Below are 24964 nucleotides of genomic sequence, written 5' to 3' on the forward strand. Positions count from 1 at the left end.
AATAGAACGATGACAAGGACCTATCGATTGTTAATCTCTTGTCCGGATGCCAGTGGCATTGTTGCTGCAGTAAGCCAGTTTATTGCAAGGGAAGGTGGCTGGATTCTGGAGGCTAACCACCATTCGGACCCGGTAACCGGACGGTTTTATATGCGCAATGAAATCAGAGCAGACAGCCTCCCTTTTGGGCTGGAAGAGTTTTGCACAAGATTTCAGTCTATCGCAGATGAGTTGAAGCTCGACTGGCGCATCAACGATTCCGGGCAACCTCACCGAGTGGCTCTGTTAGCGAGTAAACAGGCTCATTGCCTGTCGGATCTGCTCTACCGCTGGCGCAGCGGAGACCTGTCTATGGATATTCCCTGCGTGATCTCGAACCATGAAGATCTTCGCAGCTTTGTGGAGTGGCACGGTATTCCTTTCCATTATGTGCCCGTCGATAGAGACAATAAGGCGGTTGCCTATCAGCGAATGAAAGAGCTGCTGGCAGAATATACGGTTGATACTGTCGTGTTGGCTCGCTACATGCAGATCATCCCGCCTGAGTTGTGTGACCTGTATGAAAACCGCCTGATCAATATTCATCACAGCTTCCTGCCCTCATTTGTGGGTGCAAAACCTTATCATCAGGCTTATGACCGTGGCGTTAAGCTGGTTGGAGCCACCTGCCACTATGTGACTGAAGAGCTGGATGCAGGTCCTATCATTGAGCAGGATGTGATTCGCGTGGGTCATAACCACCTGCCGGAAGATATGGTGCGTCTGGGCAAAGATGTTGAAAAAACGGTTCTGGCTCATGGTCTGCGCTACCATCTTGAAGATCGCGTTATTGTTGATGGCAGAAAAACCATTATTCTGGACTGATTGCTCTGACAGCAGGTTCTACCAATTCCATCTTCTAAACATGAATTGCGCAGCCATTTCAAACCACTGGCTCTGCGTCAGAACTCCTCGCAATAGCCAGCTATTACTCGTCGTTCTTCCTTGTCCAGCAATTTGAAATAGCTTGCTCATGGTCATATTTAGAAAACGGAATTGGTATTATCTTGTGGATAACCTGTTAGCAAATGTGTAAAACTGATTTTAAATGATCTGCACATTAAGCTGCTTATGGAAAAGCACCCTCCTCTGGCCATACTCAAGACCTGCCCCTGCTGCAAAGGAAAGGCCGAACTGTCCGATATGGTCGTTGCTGAAACACAAATGTGGCAGGTGCATTGCAATCAGTGCGGATTATCGTCTGAGCTGGATGATGATGCTGAATTTAGCGTGCAATGCTGGAATCGGCGTTTGGAGTCAGATGGCTTGAGAATGTGGCTGACTCTGTCAGCCACAGCCATTCCCCTTGTTAGTGTTATAGCTTTTCTGGCGGGAACTTATCTGGGTATGAGCCTCTGATAGGCTACTTCAGGCAGCTGACAATATTGTTAACAAGGCCGTCGAGGAATTCCGGATAAGCATTCGGACCTTCTGCAATATCGGTTGCCAGAGGATCTAAGAGGGACACTTTGGTATCAAGACCCCTAACGATTCTGTTGATGTAGGCAGGCTGGAACTGTGGCTCTCTGAATACGCAGGTTTTGCCTGATTCTTTCAGTTTATCTCTCAATTCTGTCAGATGGCGGGCACCTGGCTGCTGCTCCGGGTTCAGGGTGAAGTGTCCGGCAATGTTAAGGTGGTAGTGATCCTGAAGATAACCATAAGCATCGTGGAACACAAACACTGGGCGCTTGATAACCGGTGCCAGCTTTTTCTTATTACGAGCATCCACCATGTTCAGGCTGCTGGTAAATTTTTTCAGATTGCTTTTGTACTGCTTCGCATTGGCCGGATCCATTTCGCTCAGGGTTTCACTCATCGCTGAAGCTATGGCAATCGCATTCTGTGGGCTTAGCCAGATGTGGGCATCGTAGTCACCGTGATGGTGGTCATGGTCATGATCGTGATCATGATGATTATTATGGTCATGGCTATGTTCATCGTAGCGCCTTAGATGAGTACCTTTAGCGCTCATCATCGGGACAGATCGTGTACTTTTGGCATTAGCCAGCATTCTTTCCAGAAACACTTCCATATCAGGACCAATCCAGAACATGACATCGGCACTGTTCAGCAAACGGGCGTCGGAGGGACGCAGGCTGTGGTTATGAGGTGAAGCACCAGGAGGCAGCAGTACGTCAGGTTCCGTGATGCCATCAGTGATGGCCCGGGCAATCAGTTGCACAGGTTTGATAGAGGTTAACACTTTCGGAGGCTGCTGAGTCGGCAGTTTGCTGGAAAATGTTGGCGCACTAATAAACAGCAAGCTGATCAGGCTGACTATTATTGGGAATTTTTTATTGAGAACCATGAATTGTTACGACACTGCTTAACTTCAAAGCGTTACATTATAACATATATATTTTAGAGTGTACTTATGTTCTATATGTGTTGTCCCATGACCCATTTTTATCTAGGAGGCTGTCCGAGAATAGTCTGCCCTACCGGCAACTGCTCCTGCGTTGCACTAGCTCCTGCATCCATGCAGTCGTGCGGTGGCAGCAAATTGGTCTGAAAAATCGCTTTTGTTCGTCAAATAGCTCGCTATTCTCCTTACAAAACCGCTTTTTCATCCTCAATTTTCTGCCATCCTCGCTACGGGCGCTATTCTCGGACAGCCTCCTAGGAGGCTGTCCGGTCATTTTTCTTAAAAAGAAAGGTGTCAGGGACTGTTGGGCAATGCAGAAGGGAGTTTGTTTAAGGGGGCATCAGGCAGCATGTTGCTGCCTGTTATGACAAAGATAAGAAAGGTCAGTCACTCCAGTAATCGTCGCCGCATTCACTGCTCAGACGCTTTTTCTCTTCCCGGTCTTCCAGAGCCCGGCGAATATACAATGCTCGCTTCGAACCTTTTTCGGGTATCCCGCCACGGGCATGGCCGGAAGCGGTAATCGAGGTTTTTTTAGAGGTTTTATTCTTATTCATGGCAGTAATCTCTTATTATTTTTCTTACTGACAAATTTAAAATAAACCTGTGTCATATTATTGACAAGAGAGCATTTCTTTTATCTGTGTAAGACATCTCGTACACCGTCAGGTCTCGACTTTACCGACGCTTAAACTTTGCTTTATCTTTCGTAATTGCTCTGCAATGTCGGGTTGCTTGAGAACTGCAACGGCCGTTGCCAATACGTCGATCACCACCAGATGAGCAATTCTCGATGACAGTGGTGTAAATAGCGCAGTGTCTTCTCTGGCTTCAATCGACAGAGGGATATGGCAATATTCTGCCAGAGGGGTGTGGTCAGAACAGACGCCAATAATGGTGGCACCGCGTTTTTTGGCCTGTTTTACGCTTTCAATCAGCTCTCTGGAGCGACCGGAGTGTGAAATGGCAATCACAACATCAGCCTCAGTCATTGTCGATGCTGAAATCAATTGCAGGTGAGGGTCAGAGCTGGCAAATGTCAGTGGCTTCAGACGCATGAATTTATGCTGTGCATCCTGAGCTACGATGCCTGAGGCGCCAAAGCCGAAAAACTCCACTCTTCTGGCTCTTGCAATCACTCGGGTGGCCGTTTCTATCAGCCTGAAATCCAGAGCCTGCTTCACCTGTAGAATTTCTCTAATAGAACTATCAAATACTTTACGACTCAAATCTTCCAGTGAGTCTCCGGGATTCAGTGAAAACTCGGCAAACTGTGGTGTAGCGGTATCAATACTACCCATTGTTTTAGCCAGTTTTAAACGAAAGTCCTGATAACCACTGCAGCCAATGGCTTTGCAAAAGCGTATGACGGTAGGTTCGCTGACCTCTGCCTTTTTTGCCAGATCAGCAATGCTGGAATTTAAACTATCGTGAGGATGCGTGAGAACAAAATCGGCAACTTTTTTCTCGGAGCGGCGAAGGGAAGAGTAACCCTGCTGTACGGCAATAATAGGGTCGTTCATAAACGTCAAACTTCATTATTATTAGAATATTTGCATTTATACTACATTGCCTGAATTGAAGATATAAGCGCCTGATCGATTACGCACTGAGTATTCGTTACACTGTTCCAAGTTTTAATTGCGAAGACCCGCCATGGATGTAACACCGATTATTGACTCCCTGAATGATGCCCAGCGCAAGGCCGTTACAGCCCCGCTGAGCTCAATGCTGGTTCTGGCTGGTGCCGGAAGTGGTAAGACCAGAGTACTGGTACACCGAATTGCCTGGCTGGTTCAGGTAGAAACAATATCGCCTTACTCCATTATGGCCGTTACCTTTACCAATAAAGCAGCGGCCGAAATGCGCACCCGTATTGAAGATTTGCTGGGCATTCCGCCACGCGGTATGTGGGTGGGGACTTTCCACGGCTTATCCCACCGTCTGTTGCGTGCACATTATCAGGATGCTGGCTTACCGGAGAGTTTTCAGATACTCGACAGCGACGACCAGCTTCGGGTCATCAAGCGCATCATGAAAGCGATGCAGCTGGATGATCAGCGCTGGCCACCCAGACAGGCTCAGTGGTACATCAACAGTAAAAAAGATGAAGGCTTGCGTCCGGACTACATCGATCCGGGTTATGACCCGTTTGAACGTACTATGCTGGACGTCTATCGGGCGTATCATCAGTACTGTGAACAGATGGGCGTCGTCGATTTTGGTGAGCTGTTACTACGATCCCATGAGCTGTTCCTGAAGCGTCCCGATATCCTGCAGCACTACCGACAGCGCTTCCGTTATGTGCTGGTGGATGAATTTCAGGATACCAACGCCGTCCAGTATGCGTGGCTCAGGTTGCTGGTGGGTGATGAAGACAAAATGATGGTGGTAGGTGATGACGACCAGTCCATTTATGGCTGGCGTGGTGCCCGTATCGAAAATATACGTCAATTCACCGTAGATTTTCCCAAGTCTGAAACGGTCAAGCTCGAACAGAATTATCGTTCTACCGGTATGATCCTGAACGCTGCCAATGCGGTCATAGCCCATAACCCGGACCGTCTGGGTAAAGAGTTACGAACCGACAGCAGTGATGGTGAAGCGATACAGCTCTACTCCGGCTTTAATGAAATGGATGAGGCCCGCTTTATTACAGACCGGATCAGCGAGGTGGTTAATGCAGGCACAGCCCGCAGTGATATTGCCATTCTTTATCGTTCAAATGCCCAGTCTCGTAACCTTGAAGAAGCACTGCTACGTGCAGGTATTCCTTACCGGATTTACGGCGGTCAACGATTCTTCGAACGGGCAGAAATCAAAAATGCCCTGGCTTATCTCAGGTTGATCAGTACCCCCCATGATGACACTTCTCTGGAGCGGGTCATCAATATTCCGGCGCGGGGCATTGGCGAGAAAACCGTTGAAAAACTGAGAGAGGCTGCTCGTACACAAGATGTTTCTCTATGGCTCGCTATCAAGAACGTGATTGCGAACAAAGCCATTGGCGGGAAGGCAGGTCGCTCTCTGGCAGAGTTTGTGGACCTGATCGAAACGTTGACAGTTGCGGGAGACGACCTTGATCTTGGTGAACTGACTGACCGTGTCATTACTCACACAGGTCTGGTCGAACACCATGAAAAAGAGAAAGGCGAAAAAGGCCGTGCCCGGGTAGAAAACCTTGAGGAACTGGTAACAGCCTGTCGTCAGTTTGATATCGAAGATCTGGATCTGGACGAAGAAACCGAAGCCATGAGTCCGCTGGATGCCTTTCTGGCCAATGCTGCACTGGAAGCCGGTGACAATCAGGCCGACCAGTTTTCTGACAGCGTTCAGATGATGACACTGCACTCGGCTAAAGGGCTCGAATTTCCGGTGGTCTTTCTGGCAGGTATGGAAGAAGGTCTGTTCCCTCATAAAATGTCGCTGGATGAAGGCAATCTGGAAGAAGAGCGTCGTCTTTGTTACGTGGGCATTACCCGGGCAATGGAGAAACTGTACCTTACCTATGCGGAGAATCGTCGTTTATATGGCAAGGACACCTTTAATCGCCCTTCCCGCTTTATCCGGGAGATACCCGGTGAGTTGATTCAGGAAGTCCGTCTGGGAGGAACCATTTCCCGTCCGACAGCCACACGACAGCCTTCATCTTCTGCTGCTTCTGCCGGACTGGAACTGGGACAAAGAGTACATCACGATGTGTTTGGTGAAGGCGTCATTTTGAATGCGGAAGGTGACGGAGCCCAGGCAAGGGTTCAGGTCAATTTTGACAGCGAAGGCACCAAATGGCTGATGATGGCTTACGCTAACCTGACAATTATTTCCTGATGGATATCAGCCCGGATACTTGTCCGGGCTGTCAGTTTGGGCTCGTTTAATACCAATTACGTTTTCTAAATATGACCATGAGCAAGCCAATCCAAATCGCTGGGCAAGGACGAACGACGAGTAATAGCTGGCTATTGCGAGGAGTTCTGACGCAGAACCAGCGGTTTGGAATGGCTGTGCAATTCATGTTTCGAAGACGAAATTGGTATAAGCTGGTTCCCCGGAACTGAGCTGATTGAGACGGCGGCGTTATCGATCGAGACTGAAGGGAGTGGGACCGGGTTAACCCTCTTGGTCATTATTGAACCGTTTGCGCCAAACATACCCTCTACTCAGGGTATCTCTTACCAGTTTCCGGGCATCTATAACACTCAGGAAATGGAGCACATTGTTACGAACCAGAAGCACCAGAGAACAACCACTGAGCAAAGTCATGCTCAGATAGTCTTCGCTGTCCAGAAACGGTCCATGCTCATTCTCTTGTATCTCTTCCTTAGACATGGTGACAAAGCTGGAAGTGTTCTGATCCGGCATAAACAGTTCTTCAACGTCTTGAGGATCAATGACTGTTGAATGTTCTTGTGAGCTTGCGGAGAAACCCAGAAAAAAAGCCATGATACTGGAGGTGAGATACCCATTTTCTAAACTCTCATGATGCAAGCCAACGGTGTTGGTCAACCCTGTTGAGTGAACCTTGAAGGCATTGGCCATAACATTGGAAAATTGGGTATCATAGGGGCTGATTGTAAAAACAAATGAATAAGGTGGCACCCCACAAGACATACTATTGTTGGCATTCTCAGGCCCGCAGCTGCCGGAAGACTCCATATGGGTAAACCGGACGTTGTCAAGATCGTAACCAGTATAATCGTTCATCGCATAGTTGTTGCCAAGGTCAAGTTCTGTGACCATAGGACCATCGATACTAAACATGATCACCTCAAAGGTTAGCTCGTCACCTCCTGAAACAGGCTGCGTTTTATCGTGGTAAAACGTTATAGTGATTGCCTGAACTTGAGTGACAACACTGATAGCCGAAACAGCAAATACTAAAACAACACGGAAGAAGTTCAAGAAATGAGTGGAGATTTTTTGGGAGCTTATATCTTTTAACATGTACAAAGGAGGGACTCCAAAGGTCAGGGAAAACATCAAAACAATAAGCCTTAAAGAAGGCAGTGATATTGGTACACTTTCTCGGTTCTATAGCACTGTTTTCAGGGTTATTGGCGAAGACGAAGTAAAAGTAGAAGATAATTTACCCTTCCGCCATGCTTGCTCACACAGAGTGAGTAATACCAATCCCACCTTCTAAACATGAATTGCGCAGCCATTTTGAATCACGGGAGCTGCGTTGGAACTCCTCGCAATAGCTGGCTATTACTCGTCGTTCCGCCTTTATGTCCTTCAGGGTATTGTCCTGCGACCCAGAATGACTTGCTCATAGTCATATTTAGAGAGCGGAATTGGTATGACTGGCTGTGCCCGGTCTGATCAATAGGCGGTAGTGGTCTAAATCTGTGATTTCTCATCTTGTTATCTCGGTGTTGGCAAGGTCTACAGACTTTTATGATCACAGGTTTGACCCACTACCCAATAGGCTATTGCGTAATTTAAGTTGCCAGAAAAGTCACACTTGATAACATGCACCTGTCTTTTATAAAAACAATAATGACAGAAAGGTAAAGTCATGAAACATCGACATCTGTTTGCCTCGGTCGGACTGGCGTTATCTGCAACATTGCTTGCGGGTTGTGGATCGTCCGAGCAAGCCGAAACTTCGGTTGTTGTGGAGCCTGAAGCACAGTCTTTTGAATGGAAACTGGTCACCTCCTGGCCGAAAAACTTCCCCGGTCTGGGTATGGGGCCTGAACGTTTTGCCACTATGGTGGATGAAATGAGTTCAGGCCGTCTGAAGGTTAAGGTGTTCGGTGCTGGCGAACTGGTTCCGGCACTGGAAGTGTTTGATGCGGTGTCCAATGGTACCGCTGATATGGGACATGCCGGAGCTTATTACTGGAAAGGGAAAGAACCGTCTGCACAATTCTTTGCCGCTGTGCCTTTTGGTTTAAACGCTCAGGAAATGAACAGCTGGATTCACTATGGCGGTGGACAGGCTTTATGGGATGAAGTGTACAAGCCTTTTAATATCAAACCGTTTGCTGGTGGCAGTACCGGTGTACAGATGGCAGGCTGGTTTAATAAGGAAATTAACTCTCTTGATGATATCAAAGGGTTAAAAATGCGCATTCCCGGCATGGGCGGAGAAGTGTTGAAGCGTTTGGGTGGTGTTCCGGTGACCTTGCCCGGTGGTGAACTCTTCACAGCTTTGCAGACTGGCGCTATTGATGCGACGGAGTGGGTTGGCCCGTATAACGACTTGGCCTTTGGTTTTTATAAAGTGGCATCTTACTACTACTATCCGGGTTGGCACGAGCCGGGCACCATGCTGGAATTCACCATCAATCTTGATGCCTGGAATGCCTTGCCGGAAGACCTTCAGGCGATGGTAAAAGCATCAATCAGGGCGGTGAACCAGGATATGCTGGATGAGTATACTGCCAGAAATAATGCAGCGTTGAACCAGCTGGTGTCTGAACACGGTGTTAAGTTGCGTCGCTTGCCGGATGACGTATTAAAAGAACTGAAGAAAACCTCTGACGAAGTCACGGCTGAAGTGGCAGCCACCAGTGACGTCGCCAAACGGGTTTACGAATCCTTTAATGCCTTCCGTAAACAGTCCATGGAATATCACAAAATCTCTGAAGAAGCCTATTACGACGCTCGTTCACTGTAAAAAGTTGTGAGCAGGGGTTAATGCTCCTGCTCCAGCTGACTCACCGTTTCAAAACCCATTGATTTCAGGGCAGGCATCAGGGCCTGAACTCCGTCATCATTACCGGTATAAATAAACTGATCGGAGTTCGCTGTTCCAGACTCGGGTGCCCTCTCCAGTAAGTACTCTACCCTTCTGGCGATGGCTTCACCGGAATTGATCCAGTGAATCGGAACCGGGCTGGCAGCCTGAAGCTGCTCTTCCAGTAGAGGGAAATGCGTGCAGCCTAAAACGATACAGTCTGGCTGCTGACCGTTCACAAAGAATGGCTCTATAACGGCTTTGAACTCTTCATGACCAACAGGCTCGTCCCGCAGGTGGCGCTCTGCCATGTCTACCAGTTCACTGGAACCGACCATAATCACTTCGCAATCTTTGGCAAAATCGCGAACCAGCTGTTGAGTGTATTCTCTGGCAATGGTTCCCGGTGTCGCCAGTAGTCCTATCCTGCGCTTTTTTGACCACTCTCCGGCAGGCTTGATGGCAGGAACAACACCGACCACCGGAATTTGAAGTGCTTGCCTGGCTTTGGGTAGAGAGATAGTGCTGGCAGTATTGCAGGCGATGATGGCAAGGGATGGCTGGAATTGCCGGGCCAGCTCGTTCAGGCAATAGAGGGTACGATCAATGACTTCTGTTTCCGGCTTTGAGCCGTATGGGAATGCTTCATTATCGGCGCAGTAAATGACTTCAATGTCTGGCAGCTTTCGTTTGACTTCCTGATAGATGCTCAGCCCTCCAACGCCGGAGTCGAAGATCACAATGGGACGACTCTTTATGGAGTGCCCCTTCATAGAGCTACTCTTTATTGAACTGCTCTCCATAGAGAAACTGCTCACAGGATCATTCTGTTGCGCTGACCGTTGCATAGACGATAGGTGCTGTCGTTCCACAAAAGCCATTAGGTTAGTCGCTGGCAACCGGTTTGCAAATAAGTTCATGCTGCAAAAGACTGCGTTTTGGCTTTATCGCCTTTGTTCCGCCTTGCTTTGACACTGGATGCACAAGGGAGTTTCCGGTCGGGCTTCCAGTCTTGGAAAACCAATGGATTGGTCACAGCCCGGACAAAAGCCATACTCATCGGCTTCAAACCGTTTAAGTGCCTTTATGGTCATTTGTAGACGTTTCTTTATGTGGGCTTCACTGGCTTTGGCCATACTTTGCTGTTGCAGTGCGCCTCCACGGGACACTCTCCCAAACGCCTGCTGGTCCAGGTGAACCGGTTGAGCCGACTCGCTGGTCTGCTGAAGTGTTTTTTGCAGCCCGGCTTTCAGAGACTGCAATATTGTTTTAAGTTGCTTTTCCTGTTTGCTGGTTAATGGTTTCATGAGTCTTTCTTGTTGTTTTCGATATTGTTTAAAAACTGGACAGAAGGCTGCAATGCAGTATTGTTAGCCTCCGTCACTTTCGTACTGGTCATTATGTCATGCAGACAAAAAACGACTTCAAACTTCTTTTAAATGAATTTCCAGCTGAAGCGGCCAATATCCTCAGAAACACAGCTCTGCAGTCGGGACGCCTGAGTAAAGAACAGACTACCTCGTTGTTATCCTGTTTGAATATGACAATAGAGGAGCTGATGAAAGCACTGTTGCCGCTGGCTGCTTCCCTGAGTGTTACCCCGATTTCCGATTTTCAGGTGGGTACAGTGGCAGAAGGAGGCAGTGGAGATCTGTACTTCGGGGCAAACCTTGAATTTGAACAACACCCTTTGAAGGTTACCGTTCATGCCGAGCAGTGTGTGGTGACCAATGCCTGGCATCAGGGTGAAACCCGGTTGAAACGTCTGATGGTGAATGAAGCGCCCTGTGGCCACTGCCGTCAGTTTCTGAAAGAGCTGAACCGGGTTGATGAGATGGAAATCATTATTGACCGTACTCCCAAAGGAGAAGTCATAAACTGCCATATTGCCGACTTGTTGCCAGACGCCTTTGGCCCTGATGATCTGGGAATCAGTGACTACCTGATGAGTGACGTTTGTTATCCGCTGGTGCTAAACGACACGGGTGAGCTGGCTCAGGCGGCTCTCGACGCTGCAAAAAGGAGCCACGCACCGGTTTCACAGAGTCGTGCGGGTGTGGCGTTGCAATTGTCCGGTGGTCGCGTGGTAACAGGTCGCTACGGAGAAAATGCGGCATTTAACCCCGGCATCTCTGCCATGGAAGCCGCCATTGTTAACTGGCGAATGTCCCTGCTGTCTGAGCCTGAAGATCAAGTGATTGCTGCCGTTATGGTTGAACAGCAGGGAACCAGCTCCCAGCGCTATCTGGCAGAAGCTTTTCTGGCTGGTTATGGCATCGGGCTTGAATATTTCAGAGTCTAAACTTAAAAGAGTTTCTTAAAAAAGAGTTTCTTAAAAACGGAATGGTTATTAACTCGGGCAGGGACGCTCAATCATGAAAATAGACCCTTCTACAACGTCAACCAATCTGGATTACGGGCAAAGCTCTGACGATGGTTCAGGAGAGGATCAACAAAATAAAAAGCAAGGTGATAAAACCTATCAACCGGTTTTACCCCATGACCGTTCTGAACGATCCAATGATAAACGACTGGCTGCCCGCAAGGCGCGTAAGAAAAAAAGGAAAATCATCGAGCGCAAAACCAAGAAAAAGAAAGATCAGGATAAATAAGCTTCATCCATACCCTTTCCCCCCTGAGAACCTGTAAAAATCTGAGAAAAGAAAGCAATTGCCTTGCCGATAGTGTGATTGTTAATGCGGTAAATTCATGGCAGGCACGATCAAATGGACAGGAAACACATTAAAGCCTTAACCGGGGTTCGTGGTGTCGCTGCCTTGTGGGTTTTTTTTCATCATATTATCAATCAATATCCACTGAATGGCTCTTTGCCTGAGTCTGTGAAAAATGTGGCTGACACCGGTTGGCTCGGGGTCGATTTATTCTTTATTCTGAGCGGCTTTGTCATATCGTACGTTCACCAGAAAGACTTTGAAGACGGTGTGACAGCCACGTCCTGGAAGAACTTCATGATTCTCCGGTTTGCCAGAGTCTACCCGGTTCATTTTTTTACAACGATGGCTTTGGTGGTTATTTATCTCTCGGCCTCGGTGCTGTTTCATTATGAATCTAAAGTCGAAGCTTTTACGTTTAGCAAACTGGTTTATTCCCTTACATTGACCAACGGGTTTGGCATTCCTGAATCAAGGGGCTGGAATATTCCGTCCTGGTCTGTCAGTACGGAAGCGTTTGCTTATCTTGTATTTCCCTGGCTGACGTATCTTGTTTTTTCCCGAAAAATGTCCATGTTGACCTGCCTGATAAGCTGCATTGCTATTCTGCTCTGTACGACGGCAATAGGCTGGTATCTGAGTGATGGGGAAAAGTACTTTAGTGGTTGGGAAACCAATGTCATCCGAATTTTATCCGAGTTCTCTATTGGCTGCTTGTTGTTTAATATCTTCAAGCAGAATACAAAATACGCCCTGTGGTGGCTGGGTGAAGTCGCCTTTATAGCCATTATCGTGATGACCTGGTTACAGGTGCCGCACCAGTGGGATGTTCTTTACATTATGGCGTTGGCTGTTCTGGTGATTGCCCTGACAGAAGACAAGGGACTGCTTGCCCGCTGTCTGGGAAGACGCATCTGGATTTATCTGGGAGAAATTTCTTACTCGGTTTACCTTTGCCACTGGCTTGTTTTCATGGTGTTTAACTACCTTTTCCAGAAACTGCTATCAGTTGACGTAGGATGGCACACTGCTCTCGCTGTATTGGTTTATGTTGCAGTGACTTGGCTGGTTTCCCATGTGACGTATTATCACCTTGAGGTAAAGGCGCGGCTTTATATTAAAGACCGTTTTCTTAAGAAAAAGGCGAGCTGATTTCAGGCCAGATTGATGAGTGTCATCAGTCAGAAAAGTATGGTTTTATAGTAAATTGCATAAAGACAGGGAGTGTCTATGCAGGGACTAAGAAATATCTTGTTTAAAGGGCTTGTGCGCTCTGGTGCAACAAGAGCGGCTTCTTATTTCCATCGCCATCATGTCACGATTCTCTGTTTTCATTCTATTTCTCTGGAAGACGAACATCGTTTCTGGCCGGGTGTCTTTGTATCTAAAGACAAGCTGACCGAGCTGTTGGATTATCTTCAGCAATCCCATTACAACGTGATCAGTTTGCAAGAAGCAGAGCGGCATCTGCGCGGAGAAGTGACCTATCAATATCCGGTGGTCATAACCATTGATGACGGATGGTTTTCCAGTGTCTCATCGTTGCTGCCGGTGTTATCTTGTTACCAGTTTCCTGCCACGCTTTATGTGACGACGTATTACTGCAATCACCAGATTCCGGTTGTTAATGTGCTACTGCAATACTGGTTGTGGAAAAAGCCTGCCAAGTCATTGGATGTTGAGTACGACGGAAAGCGTTTTGAATTTACAGGTGATAAAGCCGCCATTGTTAGAAGTGTCGAGCAGACCATCAGCGCTTTTACCGATCAGCAGAAAATGCAGTTCCTGAAAGCAATCGCTGCCAGCCTGAATGTGGATGGGAGAGATATAACTTCTCGCCGGTTTCATAATGCCAACTACAGTGAGATCGCTGCAGCAGCCAGTTCGCCTCTGGTTGATATCCAGTTACACACTCATACACACCGGCTGCCTAACGACGATGCAGGTATTGAGCGTGAAGTTCAGGTGAATAAAAATACGTTATCCGAGCAGTTGAAAATAGACAGCGGTCTGGATCACTTTTGTTATCCGAGTGGTATCTGGTCGCCCGAGCAGATTCCCTATTTGGAGCAGCTGGGTATCAAAACGGCGACAACGCTGGACGAAGGGTTAAACAGCAGGCAAGAGCACCTTCTTAAACTGAAACGCAACCTGATTATGGATTCTCGCTCGCTGGATCAGCTGAGAGTCACTATGTCAGGGACTCTGGATGTAATGCGGCGTTTGAAGAAAAAGGTTCGAGCATAAAACCGGGTGGGTAAAGCTATGACAGAGCCATTAGCTGTAAAGGAGCCATCAGCTGTAAAGGAGCCATCAGCTGTAAAGGAGCCATCAGCTGTAAAGGAGCCATCAGCAATGAAAATCCGTTACCCGTTGGACGTGGCGTATTTGCAGCGTCATCAAAAAAAGATGCGACGCTCTCTTAAAAAACAGCTGAACCGGGAACCTTTGCGAATTGCTGTTTTAGGTGGCTCAACCACCAACGAAGTGTGCCAGTTCATCGAGTTGTTTTTGTTAAATGAAGGCATCAATGTCGAGACATACGAGTCTGGTTACAACCAGTTTTATCAGGAGGCGGTATTCGATAACCCTGAACTGGATGCCTTTAATCCTCAGGTTATTTATATCCACACCAGCAGTGTCAATTTAACCGACTGGCCTGATTTATCAGCCAGTGAGGCCGATGTCGAACAGGCTTTGAAAAGCTGCTTTGATTATTATCAAGCCATCTGGCAGGCATTGGGCAGCAAATACAATGCGACTGTTATCCAGAATAACTTTGAGCTGCCCTTTTCCCGCCCGCTGGGAAATCTGGATGCCAGCGCAGTGTGCGGCAAAACCCGGTTTACCCAGAAGCTGAACAGTCTGTTTTCTGAGTATTCCCAAACACATTCCGGTTTTATTTTACACGACATTAACTATTTATCGGCCTGGTTTGGATTAGGCCGCTGGTATGACAAGGCGCAGTGGTACGCTTACAAGTACGCTATGAGTAGCGATGCAGTTCCAGAGTTGGCCTACAGTATTGCGGCACAGGTTAAAGCGTCACTGGGGTTGAGCAAAAAGGCCGTTGTCTGTGATCTGGATAATACCTTGTGGGGCGGCATCATTGGCGATGATGGTGTTAACGGCATAAAAATAGGTCAGGAAAATGCCGATGCCGAAGCTTTCAGTGACCTTCAGTATTATTTGAAAGCACTTCACCAGCGGGGGATTTTGCTGGCAGTCTGCAGCAAGAATGAAGATGAAAATGCCCGGCTTGGCTTTACCCACCCCGACAGTGTGCTGGGTTTAAAAGATTTCAGTGCTTTTAAAGCAAACTGGAACAATAAAGACATCAATATCGAAAACATTGCCAAAACACTCAACATCGGATTGGATTCACTGGCGTTTCTGGATGATAACCCCAGTGAGCGTAACCTGGTCAGCAATACGCATCCCGCAGTGGCTGTGCCCGACATCGGTGACGATATAACAGACTACATACGTTATCTGGATAAGGCTTGTCTGTTCGAGCTGATTTCTCTGAACAAGGAAGACATACAACGAGCAGAAATGTACGCCCAGAATCAGCAGCGGCAACAGCTACAAAGCCAGCATCAAAACTATGCGGATTATCTGCTGTCACTGGACATGAAAGCCACGATCAAACCGTTCGATGATGTTGCGCTGGAAAGAGTGACTCAGCTCACCAATAAAACCAATCAGTTTAATCTCACTACCTACCGCTACGGCTTTCAGGAAATGGAGACCTTTATGCAGTCGTCTTCCCATATCACTCTGTATGGACGACTGATCGACAAGTTTGGCGACAATGGCATTGTATCCGTGGTGGTAGCTGAACAAAAAGACGGTGGATTGTATATCCAACTCTGGTTAATGAGTTGCCGGGTCTTCAAGCGAGACCTTGAATGGGCCATGTTCCGGGAACTGCGAAGTCATGCGCAGAAAGCCGGTATTACCCATCTGGTTGGACACTATATACCCACAAAGAAGAATGGTCTTGTCAAAGAGCTTTATCAGACACTGGATTTTCAATGCACATCAAAAGAAGATGATGGTTCGAGCTGGTGGGAGTATGAAGTCACGGATGCCGAGCTGAACCACGATATTCCCATGACCATTGAGAATTAACGGACAGGCGTCACTAACAAGAATGACAATCAGGAGCCGCTATGACAATTTTCGAAACACTCGCCACTATTATCAGTGATGTACTGGATGAAGACGATCTGGAGATAACCCCTCAAACGGTGGCAGACGATGCTGAAGACTGGGATTCTCTGGCACAGATTCAAATCATTCATGCGATAGAGCATGAGCTGAAAATCAAGTTCAGCCTGCAGGAGATCGAACAACTCAATCATGCCGGTAACGTAGGCGACACCGTTGAATTAATTTCTAAAAAAATAGAAGCCTCATAAGCTTCAGTGAGAACGCCATGAATCGCTATACCATTGATACGATCAGAGTGGGGTTAAAATACAGCTTTGAGTCGGAGGTGACCCATGAAAAGCTTCAGGCATTTACCCTCATCAGTGGCGATATCAACCCTTTGCACACCGATAAAGAGCACGCTGTAAAAAGAGGCCACCCGGATGTGGTGGTGTACGGCATGCTCACAGCTTCGCTCTATTCCACGCTGGTGGGCGTTTATCTGCCCGGTGAAATGGCTTTACTTCAGGAAGTACAAACGCAGTTCAAACGACCCGTTTATGTGGGGGATACATTGACACTGGAAGGTGAAGTGGTGGATGTACATACCTTACTTAAACGCATTGAGATTAAAGCCGTTATCCGTAACCAGCACGGTAAGGTGGTGTCAAAGGCAAGAATTTTCTCAGGTATTGAAGAGGCGCAGGTATGAGTGTCCACCGTATGATCATTGGTGCCAGCTCTGAAATTGGCCGGGAAACGATGAGAGTTCTGGATCGTCAGGGTGATCGTATTCTTGCCCACGGTTTTCACAATACACAGTCCCTTGAAAATATGGGTAAAGGCATGCTCTGCCAGTTGGATACCCTTGGTGCAGATTTAAGCCGAGAAGAAGACTGTGAACGTTTTATTGAGCAAGCCAAAGCCCTTTGTGAAGGGCCCGACCATCTTATTTTTGCCCAGTCTCCACGGTTGGAATTAACCCGTTTTAAAAAAATTACGCGAGACCAGGCACTTCAGCATTTACAGGTACAGGCGTTGAGCAGTCTGGAAATTGCCAAAGCCTTTTTACCGGGTATGGCAAAGCGTGGATACGGACGAGTGGTGTTTATCATCAGCAGTGTCACGCTGGGTATGCCGCCCAATGCCATGGCAGATTACACAATGGCAAAGTATGCACAGCTTGGTTTGATGCGATCACTGGCTAAGGAATACGGTAGTAAAGGCGTTACCGTAAATGCAGTGTCACCCTCAATGGTTGATACACCATTTATAGAAGGGTTGCCAGATAATATGCGACTGCAGGGTGCTGCTTCTCACCCTCTGAGGCGCCATGCAACGGTCAGTGAAGTTGCACCGGCAGTTGCCTTTTTGTTGTCTGATGAGGCGAGGTATATCAACGGCACGAACTTACCGATCACTGGTGGAGAATCTGTGTGACACTGCCTCAAAAACTATTGCACACACAACAGGTTCTGGAAAACGCGCTAAGTCATGTGAACGACAGAAGCACCCTTATTCAACGGTATCTGGCGTTTGTTCAGAATGATATGCCTGCGCGTCCATACGACAGTTTTACTGATGACATGATGCGCTGGCTGGATGAGCTGGAGCGTTTATACGATAAGCCCACACTCAACAGTATTCACAAGTTGGCGTTAGTTAAGCTGATGTTGCACAGCCTTCCACAGCTGGATGCCGCAATGGCAAAACACCTTCCTGATGTTTGTGTGGAAGCTGTTGAGCGATGGTTCGAATCGGTCTGTGATCAAGCCAGTGATGAAAGTGCTGTTCTGGATCGCAACAGCGATTTGTTTAAAAAAGATCTGGCAATATCGGCTTTGAACCTGTGGCCAAGTCACTCCATTTGCCACTATGAACCCAGAGCATTACCCAGAGGCTTTTTATTGTCGGGCGGTGGTAAACAGTTTTTCAGAGGAATCTGCCTGCTGTACGGCACATTGAAAAACCGTTATCGGACTATGTATGAGCTGCACATGGAAGACCGGCGAACCAATCCTCACTTTTTAGAGGCAGGCTGGCAATCTTTCTACATTGAGATAGCCAGACGTCTGGAGTCCGAACCGGATGTAGCAGGTATTTTTGCACAAAGTTGGTTCTGGGACCCTGTTGTCGGGCAGCAGTCGTCAAAAATGGCTTATTTACGACAGTTACCTGAATCGGGCGGTGCCTCTTTTTTTCGCTTAAACAGCAGCACTGATGCTGATCATATAGCTTTGCAGAACAAGAAACGGCGCAAGCTGTTTGAGCAGGGGGAATATACCCCAACCAGCTATTTAATGGTTTGGGGACGCAGTGATTTGATCCACTGGGCGAAGGATCAGACTCTGATAACTGGTTGAATGCAGTCATTAAAAATTGCCGGACAAGTAGCCCGGCAGTTTAGAACAGAGTTTTCAGACTTAATGGCCTAACTTGGGAAAATCTTCTTCATAATTTGACTGTAGATTCAATTCACTTTTTTGATCGGTAATGCCTTCTTGCGGTTCTTTTGGCACTTCCTCTTCATGACTTGGATCAGGATGCGCACTTTGCTTCTCTCCATCAGGTTGGTCTTGTTTCTTATTATCCTTTATTTGAGAATTGTGCAGATCTCTCTCGTATTCTTTTTGCTGTCTCTGTCTTTCAGCTTCTTCGGTTTCTTCGTAGATGTACCAGTCTTCTTTAACCTGTTGCATCAGCTGATTTGTTGTTAAGCGATGATCCTTATCTTTAGCCTTTGGTAATTTGGACAATACTTCCTTTCTGGCAGGAGGCACTTGTCTGGCTTGCTTCAACTGTGCAAGCAAATCAGTTACCTTTCCTTCCAGTGAGCTGAGTTCTTGCATTTTTCTTTCGTAATTTGGTGATTCACTGGTTCTTTTTTTCTGCAACCATTTGTTACCAATATGGACTTTAAGAGAGTTGATTTCTGAGCGAATTTTATCTATTGCCGCTTCTAAATTTTTGACCTTAGTACTGTATTTTTTTAATTCACCTACAGTAGAGTCATTTGGTTGCTTTGGCCCGTAGTCCGTAGGACGTTCTTCATTTGGGTCATCACCATCCTGCCCACCAGTTGACCTTTTCTTTTTAGGCAAATCACCTTTGCCACTTAAATCTTTTTTTCTATTTTTTGGTGCACTATCCCCTTTTTGAGAATCACTTTGCGTTCCTGAACCGGTCCTTTCTCCTCCGGCGTCGGTTAGCTCTTCAGCGTTTTGAATATCCCCAATAGCTGCTATTTTTACGGGCTTTCCTTTATAGGTTAAAAACAAATGTTCGTCGGATAAAAATCGCCCATTATAAATACCGAATGGCTGCTCGCTAAATTGAGAAAACAATGGTTCCCGGGGATAAGCTCTTAAATTCAAAAAGTAGTTGTATGAATTTTTCGAACTACCTGCTGAAAGCAATGCGTCATTATCACAACCTACAATGTGTGGCCGATGCGAGGTGGCACTATTGTGATAGCAATGGAATGCGTTGAAGACATCCCCTAACGAAGTTTTACTCAGCATTGTAAAACCGGGAAGAACACCTTCCGGATCATTATCCGCTATGATTTGTGAAGGTATCTGAATGCTGAACGTTGCCATTGATTGAGAAGCAGGGGCGTAGGATTCGAAAGAGAGGGTAAAGTTTCCATTTTTCTCGTTGTACCAGACTTGGGCGCCATTTTGCACAATCATTACTGCCACTTGCAGCAATAGTTTATCGTAGTCAGATGTGAATAGTTCTGGCTGCTGCAATGCTGGGGGGCTCACTTTGGATTCTTCGAACGTTAGCACCTGTCGCCCGTCTTCATAACGGGAAACGGTCGCAGATATGCCTTTGAATCGTGCGGGTAGCTCGATCGTCTGTGATTTTACTGGTGCTGGTTTCACCTTATCCGCTTTTGGGGTTAGCCTGCCATCAACAGGCCAAACTTCTTTTTTAACAAAACCGGCTGCAGAGGGCTGTATCTCCAGAACGTCCAGTGAACCAGAGAACCCGGACTCTGAACCTGTAAAAGCCAGCGCAGGAAAAGCCGTAAAAAGGTAAACAGCAGGTATGGTTCGATACTTCATTATGTATTCCTCGTTCAGCCACTGTTTTTATGACCGTATTGGTTTAGCAGTGACTGAATGAGTTGCAAGTTCTTGAGCATTCAAACAGGCTATGCTCAGATGACGGACACACAAAAAGTGCCGCCGCTGGAATGCCTTCTGGCGGAAAGAAGAGTAGCAAATATGAGCAGCAAACATGAGCGGCAAACAAGGCAACGATAAAGAATAATGATGAATAAACAACACTACGATGTACTGGTAGTTGGTGGAGGCATGGTGGGTGCAGCCCTGGCAGCAGCTCTGGGTCAGCATGATATTCGTGTGGCCGTGTTTGATCAGGCTGTGCCAGACCCTTTCGAGCCTGACTCATTGCCCGATATTCGTGTGTCGGCACTGAGTCAGGCATCAGAAGCACTGTTGCAGAAAGTGGGTGCATGGCCGGTCATGCAATCCATGCGCATGTGTCCCTACCGGAAAATGGCTGTCTGGGAAAAGCTGGATGCATCTTTAAGTCTGTTTTCCCAACAGAAGAAAACAGGTCAGCGGTTTAATCAAACCCTGTTTAATGCTGCGGATGCTCATTTTGACCAACTGGGCTTTATTGTTGAAAACCGGGTGACTCAGCTGGGCTTGCTTGAAGTGTTAAGCAATAACAGTCATGTTGATCTGTATTCTCCGGTCAGTATTGAACAAATGAATTTGTCAGGAGAACAGCCGGAACTGACTTTGCAGGATGGACGCACCTTTACCGGTGAATTGCTGGTGGGGGCAGACGGCGCCCGTTCCAGAGTCAGGGAGCAGGCTGGCATACGACTGGAAACGTCTGAATACGCCCAGCAATGTTTTGTTGCTACAGTGGAAATAGCTGGCGGGCAGCAGGACATCACCTGGCAGGCATTTACTCCAACAGGGCCGGAAGCTTTTTTACCCCTGCCGGATATTAACGGTAAAAGCTATGCATCCATTGTCTGGTATCACCAGCCGGAGCAGGTTCGGCAGTTGATGATGTTGTCAGGACAAGAAAGCAATAAGCTGTTAATTGATCAGATCAGGTCTAGCTTTCCTGAAGAGTTGCCGGAAATACTCGCCTTGCATGAGTGCAGCTACTTTCCTCTTGCCAGAAGACATGCCGGAACTTACTACAAGAAAGGTGTTGTTCTGGTGGGTGACGCTGCCCACACTATTAATCCTCTTGCCGGTCAGGGAGTCAATCTTGGTTTTCAGGATGTTGCCTGGCTAACTCAGCATTTGCTCGATGCGAAAAAGCAGCAGCGTAGTCTGGGAGCTATTGATGTACTCGCGGGTTATGAAAAATCCAGACGAAAAGATAACCAGTTAATGATGTCCACAATGGACACTTTCTATCATGCATTCAGTAACGACACATTGCCGTTAAAGCTGGCGCGTAATGCACTGTTAGCCATTGCAGGGAAAAGTAAACCAGCCGTTTCGCAGGTGATGAAGTATGCGATGGGAGTTTCCGGTAAAAAGCCCTGCTGGCTTTCACATTAAACTGCCTGCATTTGCGTTAATCCCTGATGCCTATGGAGTCGCAGGGGCGTTACGATGCCCACGCGAATTATTTAAGGTAGGGCGTCAGGTTATGCGGATGTTGTTATCGGCCTTTTTAAAACTGGCTGCAATTGCCTCTTTGGGTTACTGGTGGCTTTGGCTGTTTCTTGGAACCGCCTACCATTACCTGATACAGCATGACTCTCTATGGTCTTCCATGCAGTCTGGTGCAGGGATGACGCTGGTGATTTTTGTAGTGGGAATGATGAGTGTTCAGCTTTCGGAAGTCCTCGCTCCCATAGAAGAATACACCGACTGATTTTATGAAAAAGGGCAGCCATCGCAGCCCTTTTCATGTTACGACACTGATTCATTCCATGGGTCAATGTGTATCAGCACCTCAATGATGTGAGGCCCTTCTTCCAGTAGTAATGTTTCAACGGCTAAAGCAATATCATGCCCCTGATTAACACTCAGGCTACCGTCAACGTACAGATGCATATCCACAAACAACCCGCCATGATGCCGGGTGCGTAATCGATGAATGCCCTTAACACCTTCTACGGTGACAGCCAGCGCATGAAGTCGTTCGGTAATGTCTTCCGATGCCCCGGAATCCACCAGAGAACTCAATGCAGGGGCACAGATTTTAAAGGCTGAAAACAGGATGAACAGGGCGATGACCAGCGCACCTGCCAAGTCTATCCATGCAAACTGCGGCAGAAACATCGACACCAGCACGGCAATGGCTGCAGGCATGGAACTTAAAGCATCACTGCGGTGGTGCCAGGCGTTGGCAATCAGGGCAGACGAATTAACCTGTTTGCCCTTGTACAAGGTCCAGTGAAACAAGCCCTCTTTTATGACAATAGAAATGAGCGCGGCAATCAGGGCAATGGGCTCAGCACTGGCAATATTTCCCGCATCCCAGGAAACAAAGGCATCCCATGCGATACCGATGCCGGTTCCAACCATCAACAATCCGATAAACAGAGTCACCAGAGTTTCAAAACGCTGATGTCCGTAGGGGTGACAACTGTCAGCAGGCTTTGACCAGACTTTTACGCCAGCCAGAACGGCAAAGTCGCTGACAAGATCAGACAAGCTGTGCAAACCATCAGCGACCACTGCCCGGCTGTTGCCCAGTGTTCCGGATAAAATTTTCAGAATGGAAAGTGCCAGATTAACGATTAAACCGACCCAGGTGGTACCGGTAACCGTTCGGGTGGCCAGTTCTGCATCATGCATAGACGGCGATAGTTGTTTGTCAGTCATTGAATCTACGGTTGTGCGCGTTTTTATGAATTATCTGGCTTGAACCTTAAAGCGATCAGTGTGTTTTGAAAATACCGGATTACCCCATTGACCCCATGCAGAGAGACCGATAAGGTTCACAGCCTGCAAATTATGTACTTTCGTACATATCCTATACCCATTGGATTTGGAGATGTGGGTAGGCGGCAAACGAGCGAAGCCCCGTTATCTCCAAGGATGGAGTGTATGCTGAGCAACGTCAGGAACGTTGTCAGTGAGCCTACGAAAAGTAGGTGATCGGGGTGAGTGACGACTGCATGGATGCAGGAGCTAGAGCAACGCAGGAGCAGTTGCCGTGAGCAGCCAACACCCCCACATCTCCAAAGACGATGGGTATATAAACGACAGCGGTTTCAAACGAGGAGTCTCTTCATGAGTACCCGGGAATACCCACTGCCGAGAATGATCGTATTTTCACTGTTCTTCTCTGGCATGGCCATCGCAGCTGTTCTGGCTGCAAAAATCATCAACATTGCCGGCTTTGCCGTACCTGCCGGGGTATTGGCTTACGCAATTACTTTTGCCTGCACCGACATCATTGGTGAAGTGTATGGCGAAAAGGTGGCGCGTAAAATGGTGCTGGCAGGCTTTGTTGCCATGATTTCAGTGACCTTGCTGATTCAACTGGCCATTGTCTGGCCGGCTGCCTACTTCTGGCAGGGACAGGAAATGTTCGAACAGGTATTAGGCAGCAGTCCACGAATTATCATTGCCAGTATGGCCGCATACATTTGCAGCCAGTATCTGGATATCACCATTTTCAGTCGTCTGAAAAAGGCCACCAATGGTAAACATCTGTGGCTGCGTAACAACGTTTCCACTTTTTCATCGCAACTGATTGATTCTGCCGTTTTTGTAACGGTTGCCTTTTATGGTGTGTTTCCGATCAGTGAAATGATTATTGGTCAGTGGATCGTTAAAATGCTGATTGCGGCGATTGACACTCCGGTTGTTTACATGGGCGTTTCCATGTTGAAGAAACATCCTGTTTCCAAAACACAACCTGCTTACGCCTGATCGGTACTGGTCGTCTGGTAAAGCCAGACGACTTAAGACGCTTTATTTGACCTGCCCTCCTTATTTCTTTGTTTCCCCGAAGATACAATCGAACATTTCCAGCCATTTGCCGGAGTGTGTGAGTGTCTTTTCCATCATCGTATTTCTGTGACTGCTCCCCCAACTGAAGTAGGGGGCTTCTGACTTCAAGGGCTACAGCCAGTCTATAACGACTGGACTTACACAGAAGCCTCCATCAGCAGAACCGGACAGTCCTTCCGGTTTAATTTTAAATTCTGGGCTTTCTAACATTGGTTGTCACTTGGTTTTCGATAACAGCCAATTAAAAGCCAAGAGCAGCATAGAGTACGATAAGAGCTATGTCAAAATCTCAACCGGAGTCCTTGCGGACTCCCGACTTATATCTCCCTACTCAAAGTAGGGAGGCTTACGTCGAAAATGCTAAAGCCCTGTTGCTGGTTGCCATCTGTACGGTTTCTTTTCAAGCTGTCTCTGCGCCACAGAATTTCTCACAGGCCAAACGAGAAGCTGAAAAAATTTACGAAAATAATATGACCAGTTTTTATTGCGGCTGCGATATCAGGCGTGAAGGTAAAAGGTTGGTGCCTGACCTTGAATCCTGTGGTTACGAAGTACGAAAGCAAGAAGTTCGTGCGAATCGCATAGAGTGGGAGCACGTTGTACCCGCCTGGGAGTTTGGTCATCAGCTGCAATGCTGGCAGGACGGTGGCCGCAGAAACTGTGGACGCAATGAGAAGTTTCGCCGGATGGAGGCCGACCTGCACAATCTGGCACCGGCAGTGGGCGAAGTGAATGGTGATCGATCCAACTACCGGTTTGGCTTTCTTCTGGATACGCCGGAAATGTATGGGCAATGCGATTTCAAAGTGAATTTCAGGGAGCGTAAAGCACAGCCTCCTATTGCCAAGCGGGGCAAGATTGCCCGAATCTACCTGTATATGGAAGATCGCTATCCGTTCAGGCTGAGCGATGGTCAACGAAAACTGTATGAATCCTGGAATAAGTTGTATCCACCCACCGAGTGGGAGTTAAGGCGCAATGACAAGATTTCGCGGGTTCAGGGTTGGGAGAACCCTTACGTTTCAGCACATGCCGGTTAGTCTGATATCATAACTAGCTGACTATTTAACGC

At 47.5% G+C, this 24964-nt stretch carries 25 protein-coding genes; 17 read left to right on the forward strand and 8 right to left on the reverse strand.

From position 1 onward, the window contains the following. Positions 1-9 precede the first annotated feature (9 nt). Entirely contained in the window at positions 10-864 is an 855-nt protein-coding gene (purU, locus tag EZMO1_RS00440) for a formyltetrahydrofolate deformylase (protein WP_034879045.1), read from the forward strand. Positions 865-1110: 246 nt separating this feature from the next. Next, positions 1111-1398 carry a hypothetical protein gene (locus EZMO1_RS00445; RefSeq protein ID WP_034879046.1) on the forward strand — a complete coding sequence of 96 codons (288 nt, stop codon included), beginning with the start codon at positions 1111-1113 and terminating at the stop codon, positions 1396-1398. Between the two features lie 4 nt (positions 1399-1402). Here EZMO1_RS00445 and znuA read toward each other — a convergent pair whose 3' ends face one another. From znuA to EZMO1_RS00455, 3 genes are all read right to left on the reverse strand, one after another. Beyond that, positions 1403-2350, reverse strand: a complete 948-nt coding sequence (gene znuA / locus EZMO1_RS00450; protein ID WP_034879048.1) for a zinc ABC transporter substrate-binding protein ZnuA — start codon at positions 2348-2350, stop codon at positions 1403-1405. A 440-nt stretch (positions 2351-2790) separates the two neighbouring features. Then, positions 2791-2964, reverse strand: a complete 174-nt coding sequence (locus EZMO1_RS26430; RefSeq protein WP_160174118.1) for a PA3496 family putative envelope integrity protein — start codon at positions 2962-2964, stop codon at positions 2791-2793. Between the two features lie 108 nt (positions 2965-3072). Continuing rightward, positions 3073-3930 carry a MurR/RpiR family transcriptional regulator gene (locus tag EZMO1_RS00455; RefSeq protein ID WP_034879050.1) on the reverse strand — a complete coding sequence of 286 codons (858 nt, stop codon included), beginning with the start codon at positions 3928-3930 and terminating at the stop codon, positions 3073-3075. 133 nt (positions 3931-4063) lie between these two features. Here EZMO1_RS00455 and uvrD point away from each other — a divergent pair, with 133 nt between their 5' ends. Beyond that, positions 4064-6235, forward strand: coding sequence for a DNA helicase II (gene uvrD, locus EZMO1_RS00460; RefSeq protein WP_034879051.1), 2172 nt, complete (start codon positions 4064-4066; stop codon positions 6233-6235). A gap of 282 nt (positions 6236-6517) precedes the next feature. Here the strand turns inward: uvrD and EZMO1_RS00465 are convergent, their stop codons facing one another. Beyond that, the gene (locus EZMO1_RS00465; protein ID WP_145912421.1) at positions 6518-7351 is read right to left on the reverse strand and encodes a hypothetical protein; all 834 of its coding nucleotides are present in this window, start codon (positions 7349-7351) and stop codon (positions 6518-6520) included. Positions 7352-7925: 574 nt separating this feature from the next. Between EZMO1_RS00465 and EZMO1_RS00470 the strand changes: the two genes are divergently transcribed. Next, the gene (locus EZMO1_RS00470) at positions 7926-9032 is read left to right on the forward strand and encodes a TRAP transporter substrate-binding protein (RefSeq protein WP_034879053.1); all 1107 of its coding nucleotides are present in this window, start codon (positions 7926-7928) and stop codon (positions 9030-9032) included. A gap of 17 nt (positions 9033-9049) precedes the next feature. On the opposite strand, the gene murI is transcribed toward EZMO1_RS00470, so the two are convergent. Together murI and EZMO1_RS00480 are read right to left on the reverse strand one after the other, a co-directional pair. Beyond that, positions 9050-10012: a glutamate racemase gene (gene murI, locus EZMO1_RS00475; protein ID WP_244886720.1), complete on the reverse strand. Its 963-nt coding sequence runs from the start codon at positions 10010-10012 to the stop codon at positions 9050-9052. Between the two features lie 24 nt (positions 10013-10036). Next, entirely contained in the window at positions 10037-10399 is a 363-nt protein-coding gene (locus tag EZMO1_RS00480; protein WP_034879056.1) for a TraR/DksA family transcriptional regulator, read from the reverse strand. A gap of 98 nt (positions 10400-10497) precedes the next feature. Here EZMO1_RS00480 and cdd point away from each other — a divergent pair, with 98 nt between their 5' ends. The 9 genes from cdd to EZMO1_RS00525 all read left to right on the forward strand — a co-directional run bounded on the left by cdd (position 10498) and on the right by EZMO1_RS00525 (position 18282). After that, complete coding sequence (gene cdd / locus EZMO1_RS00485; protein WP_051790589.1) at positions 10498-11394, forward strand: cytidine deaminase; 897 nt, start codon at positions 10498-10500, stop codon at positions 11392-11394. Between the two features lie 73 nt (positions 11395-11467). Further along, the gene (locus tag EZMO1_RS00490; protein WP_034879058.1) at positions 11468-11704 is read left to right on the forward strand and encodes a hypothetical protein; all 237 of its coding nucleotides are present in this window, start codon (positions 11468-11470) and stop codon (positions 11702-11704) included. A gap of 114 nt (positions 11705-11818) precedes the next feature. Then, positions 11819-12916, forward strand: a complete 1098-nt coding sequence (locus tag EZMO1_RS00495) for an acyltransferase family protein (RefSeq protein ID WP_034879060.1) — start codon at positions 11819-11821, stop codon at positions 12914-12916. Positions 12917-12994: 78 nt separating this feature from the next. Then, the gene (locus EZMO1_RS00500) at positions 12995-14011 is read left to right on the forward strand and encodes a polysaccharide deacetylase family protein (RefSeq protein WP_034879061.1); all 1017 of its coding nucleotides are present in this window, start codon (positions 12995-12997) and stop codon (positions 14009-14011) included. Positions 14012-14119: 108 nt separating this feature from the next. Further along, entirely contained in the window at positions 14120-15898 is a 1779-nt protein-coding gene (locus tag EZMO1_RS00505; RefSeq protein ID WP_034879062.1) for an HAD-IIIC family phosphatase, read from the forward strand. A gap of 41 nt (positions 15899-15939) precedes the next feature. Then, a complete protein-coding gene (locus EZMO1_RS00510; protein ID WP_034879063.1) occupies positions 15940-16188 on the forward strand; it encodes an acyl carrier protein in 249 nt (82 codons plus the stop codon). A gap of 17 nt (positions 16189-16205) precedes the next feature. After that, positions 16206-16631: a MaoC family dehydratase gene (locus EZMO1_RS00515; protein ID WP_034879064.1), complete on the forward strand. Its 426-nt coding sequence runs from the start codon at positions 16206-16208 to the stop codon at positions 16629-16631. Then, a complete protein-coding gene (locus EZMO1_RS00520) occupies positions 16628-17359 on the forward strand; it encodes an SDR family NAD(P)-dependent oxidoreductase (protein WP_034879065.1) in 732 nt (243 codons plus the stop codon). Before EZMO1_RS00515 ends, EZMO1_RS00520 begins: the two co-directional genes overlap by 4 nt. Beyond that, positions 17356-18282 (forward strand): hypothetical protein, encoded by a 927-nt coding sequence (locus EZMO1_RS00525; protein ID WP_034879066.1) that lies wholly within the window; start codon positions 17356-17358, stop codon positions 18280-18282. Before EZMO1_RS00520 ends, EZMO1_RS00525 begins: the two co-directional genes overlap by 4 nt. Positions 18283-18342: 60 nt before the next feature. Here EZMO1_RS00525 and EZMO1_RS00530 read toward each other — a convergent pair whose 3' ends face one another. Further along, on the reverse strand, positions 18343-19989 hold the full coding sequence (locus EZMO1_RS00530) for a hypothetical protein (RefSeq protein WP_034879068.1): 1647 nt from the start codon (positions 19987-19989) through the stop codon (positions 18343-18345). A gap of 207 nt (positions 19990-20196) precedes the next feature. Between EZMO1_RS00530 and EZMO1_RS00535 the strand changes: the two genes are divergently transcribed. Together EZMO1_RS00535 and EZMO1_RS26035 are read left to right on the forward strand one after the other, a co-directional pair. After that, positions 20197-21480 (forward strand): FAD-dependent monooxygenase, encoded by a 1284-nt coding sequence (locus tag EZMO1_RS00535; protein WP_061509239.1) that lies wholly within the window; start codon positions 20197-20199, stop codon positions 21478-21480. Continuing rightward, the gene (locus tag EZMO1_RS26035) at positions 21434-21799 is read left to right on the forward strand and encodes a hypothetical protein (RefSeq protein WP_145912422.1); all 366 of its coding nucleotides are present in this window, start codon (positions 21434-21436) and stop codon (positions 21797-21799) included. Before EZMO1_RS00535 ends, EZMO1_RS26035 begins: the two co-directional genes overlap by 47 nt. A gap of 38 nt (positions 21800-21837) precedes the next feature. Here the strand turns inward: EZMO1_RS26035 and EZMO1_RS00545 are convergent, their stop codons facing one another. Next, positions 21838-22755 (reverse strand): cation diffusion facilitator family transporter, encoded by a 918-nt coding sequence (locus tag EZMO1_RS00545; RefSeq protein ID WP_201772233.1) that lies wholly within the window; start codon positions 22753-22755, stop codon positions 21838-21840. Positions 22756-23166: 411 nt separating this feature from the next. Here EZMO1_RS00545 and EZMO1_RS00550 point away from each other — a divergent pair, with 411 nt between their 5' ends. Continuing rightward, positions 23167-23811, forward strand: coding sequence for a queuosine precursor transporter (locus tag EZMO1_RS00550; protein ID WP_034879073.1), 645 nt, complete (start codon positions 23167-23169; stop codon positions 23809-23811). 551 nt (positions 23812-24362) lie between these two features. Then, positions 24363-24932 (forward strand): endonuclease, encoded by a 570-nt coding sequence (locus tag EZMO1_RS00555; RefSeq protein WP_420809914.1) that lies wholly within the window; start codon positions 24363-24365, stop codon positions 24930-24932. Positions 24933-24964 lie beyond the last annotated feature (32 nt).

Origin of the sequence: Endozoicomonas montiporae CL-33 (assembly GCF_001583435.1) — a bacterium.
GTDB lineage: Bacteria > Pseudomonadota > Gammaproteobacteria > Pseudomonadales > Endozoicomonadaceae > Endozoicomonas_A > Endozoicomonas_A montiporae.

What these genes read in the sequence shown, in the direction of transcription:
- EZMO1_RS00555 (WP_420809914.1), top strand. Translation starts at nt 24,363, where the DNA reads ATGACCAGTTTTTATTGCGGCTGCGATATCAGGCGTGAAGGTAAAAGG.
- EZMO1_RS00480 (WP_034879056.1), bottom strand. Translation starts at nt 10,399, where the DNA reads ATGAAACCATTAACCAGCAAACAGGAAAAGCAACTTAAAACAATATTG.
- cdd (WP_051790589.1), top strand. Translation starts at nt 10,498, where the DNA reads ATGCAGACAAAAAACGACTTCAAACTTCTTTTAAATGAATTTCCAGCT.
- EZMO1_RS00550 (WP_034879073.1), top strand. Translation starts at nt 23,167, where the DNA reads ATGAGTACCCGGGAATACCCACTGCCGAGAATGATCGTATTTTCACTG.
- znuA (WP_034879048.1), bottom strand. Translation starts at nt 2,350, where the DNA reads ATGGTTCTCAATAAAAAATTCCCAATAATAGTCAGCCTGATCAGCTTG.
- EZMO1_RS00535 (WP_061509239.1), top strand. Translation starts at nt 20,197, where the DNA reads ATGATGAATAAACAACACTACGATGTACTGGTAGTTGGTGGAGGCATG.
- EZMO1_RS00510 (WP_034879063.1), top strand. Translation starts at nt 15,940, where the DNA reads ATGACAATTTTCGAAACACTCGCCACTATTATCAGTGATGTACTGGAT.
- uvrD (WP_034879051.1), top strand. Translation starts at nt 4,064, where the DNA reads ATGGATGTAACACCGATTATTGACTCCCTGAATGATGCCCAGCGCAAG.
- EZMO1_RS00465 (WP_145912421.1), bottom strand. Translation starts at nt 7,351, where the DNA reads ATGTTAAAAGATATAAGCTCCCAAAAAATCTCCACTCATTTCTTGAAC.
- EZMO1_RS00470 (WP_034879053.1), top strand. Translation starts at nt 7,926, where the DNA reads ATGAAACATCGACATCTGTTTGCCTCGGTCGGACTGGCGTTATCTGCA.
- EZMO1_RS26035 (WP_145912422.1), top strand. Translation starts at nt 21,434, where the DNA reads ATGCGATGGGAGTTTCCGGTAAAAAGCCCTGCTGGCTTTCACATTAAA.
- EZMO1_RS00490 (WP_034879058.1), top strand. Translation starts at nt 11,468, where the DNA reads ATGAAAATAGACCCTTCTACAACGTCAACCAATCTGGATTACGGGCAA.
- EZMO1_RS00495 (WP_034879060.1), top strand. Translation starts at nt 11,819, where the DNA reads ATGGACAGGAAACACATTAAAGCCTTAACCGGGGTTCGTGGTGTCGCT.
- EZMO1_RS26430 (WP_160174118.1), bottom strand. Translation starts at nt 2,964, where the DNA reads ATGAATAAGAATAAAACCTCTAAAAAAACCTCGATTACCGCTTCCGGC.
- EZMO1_RS00455 (WP_034879050.1), bottom strand. Translation starts at nt 3,930, where the DNA reads ATGAACGACCCTATTATTGCCGTACAGCAGGGTTACTCTTCCCTTCGC.
- EZMO1_RS00505 (WP_034879062.1), top strand. Translation starts at nt 14,120, where the DNA reads ATGAAAATCCGTTACCCGTTGGACGTGGCGTATTTGCAGCGTCATCAA.
- EZMO1_RS00515 (WP_034879064.1), top strand. Translation starts at nt 16,206, where the DNA reads ATGAATCGCTATACCATTGATACGATCAGAGTGGGGTTAAAATACAGC.
- EZMO1_RS00520 (WP_034879065.1), top strand. Translation starts at nt 16,628, where the DNA reads ATGAGTGTCCACCGTATGATCATTGGTGCCAGCTCTGAAATTGGCCGG.
- EZMO1_RS00530 (WP_034879068.1), bottom strand. Translation starts at nt 19,989, where the DNA reads ATGAAGTATCGAACCATACCTGCTGTTTACCTTTTTACGGCTTTTCCT.
- murI (WP_244886720.1), bottom strand. Translation starts at nt 10,012, where the DNA reads ATGAACTTATTTGCAAACCGGTTGCCAGCGACTAACCTAATGGCTTTT.
- EZMO1_RS00500 (WP_034879061.1), top strand. Translation starts at nt 12,995, where the DNA reads ATGCAGGGACTAAGAAATATCTTGTTTAAAGGGCTTGTGCGCTCTGGT.
- purU (WP_034879045.1), top strand. Translation starts at nt 10, where the DNA reads ATGACAAGGACCTATCGATTGTTAATCTCTTGTCCGGATGCCAGTGGC.
- EZMO1_RS00545 (WP_201772233.1), bottom strand. Translation starts at nt 22,755, where the DNA reads ATGACTGACAAACAACTATCGCCGTCTATGCATGATGCAGAACTGGCC.
- EZMO1_RS00445 (WP_034879046.1), top strand. Translation starts at nt 1,111, where the DNA reads ATGGAAAAGCACCCTCCTCTGGCCATACTCAAGACCTGCCCCTGCTGC.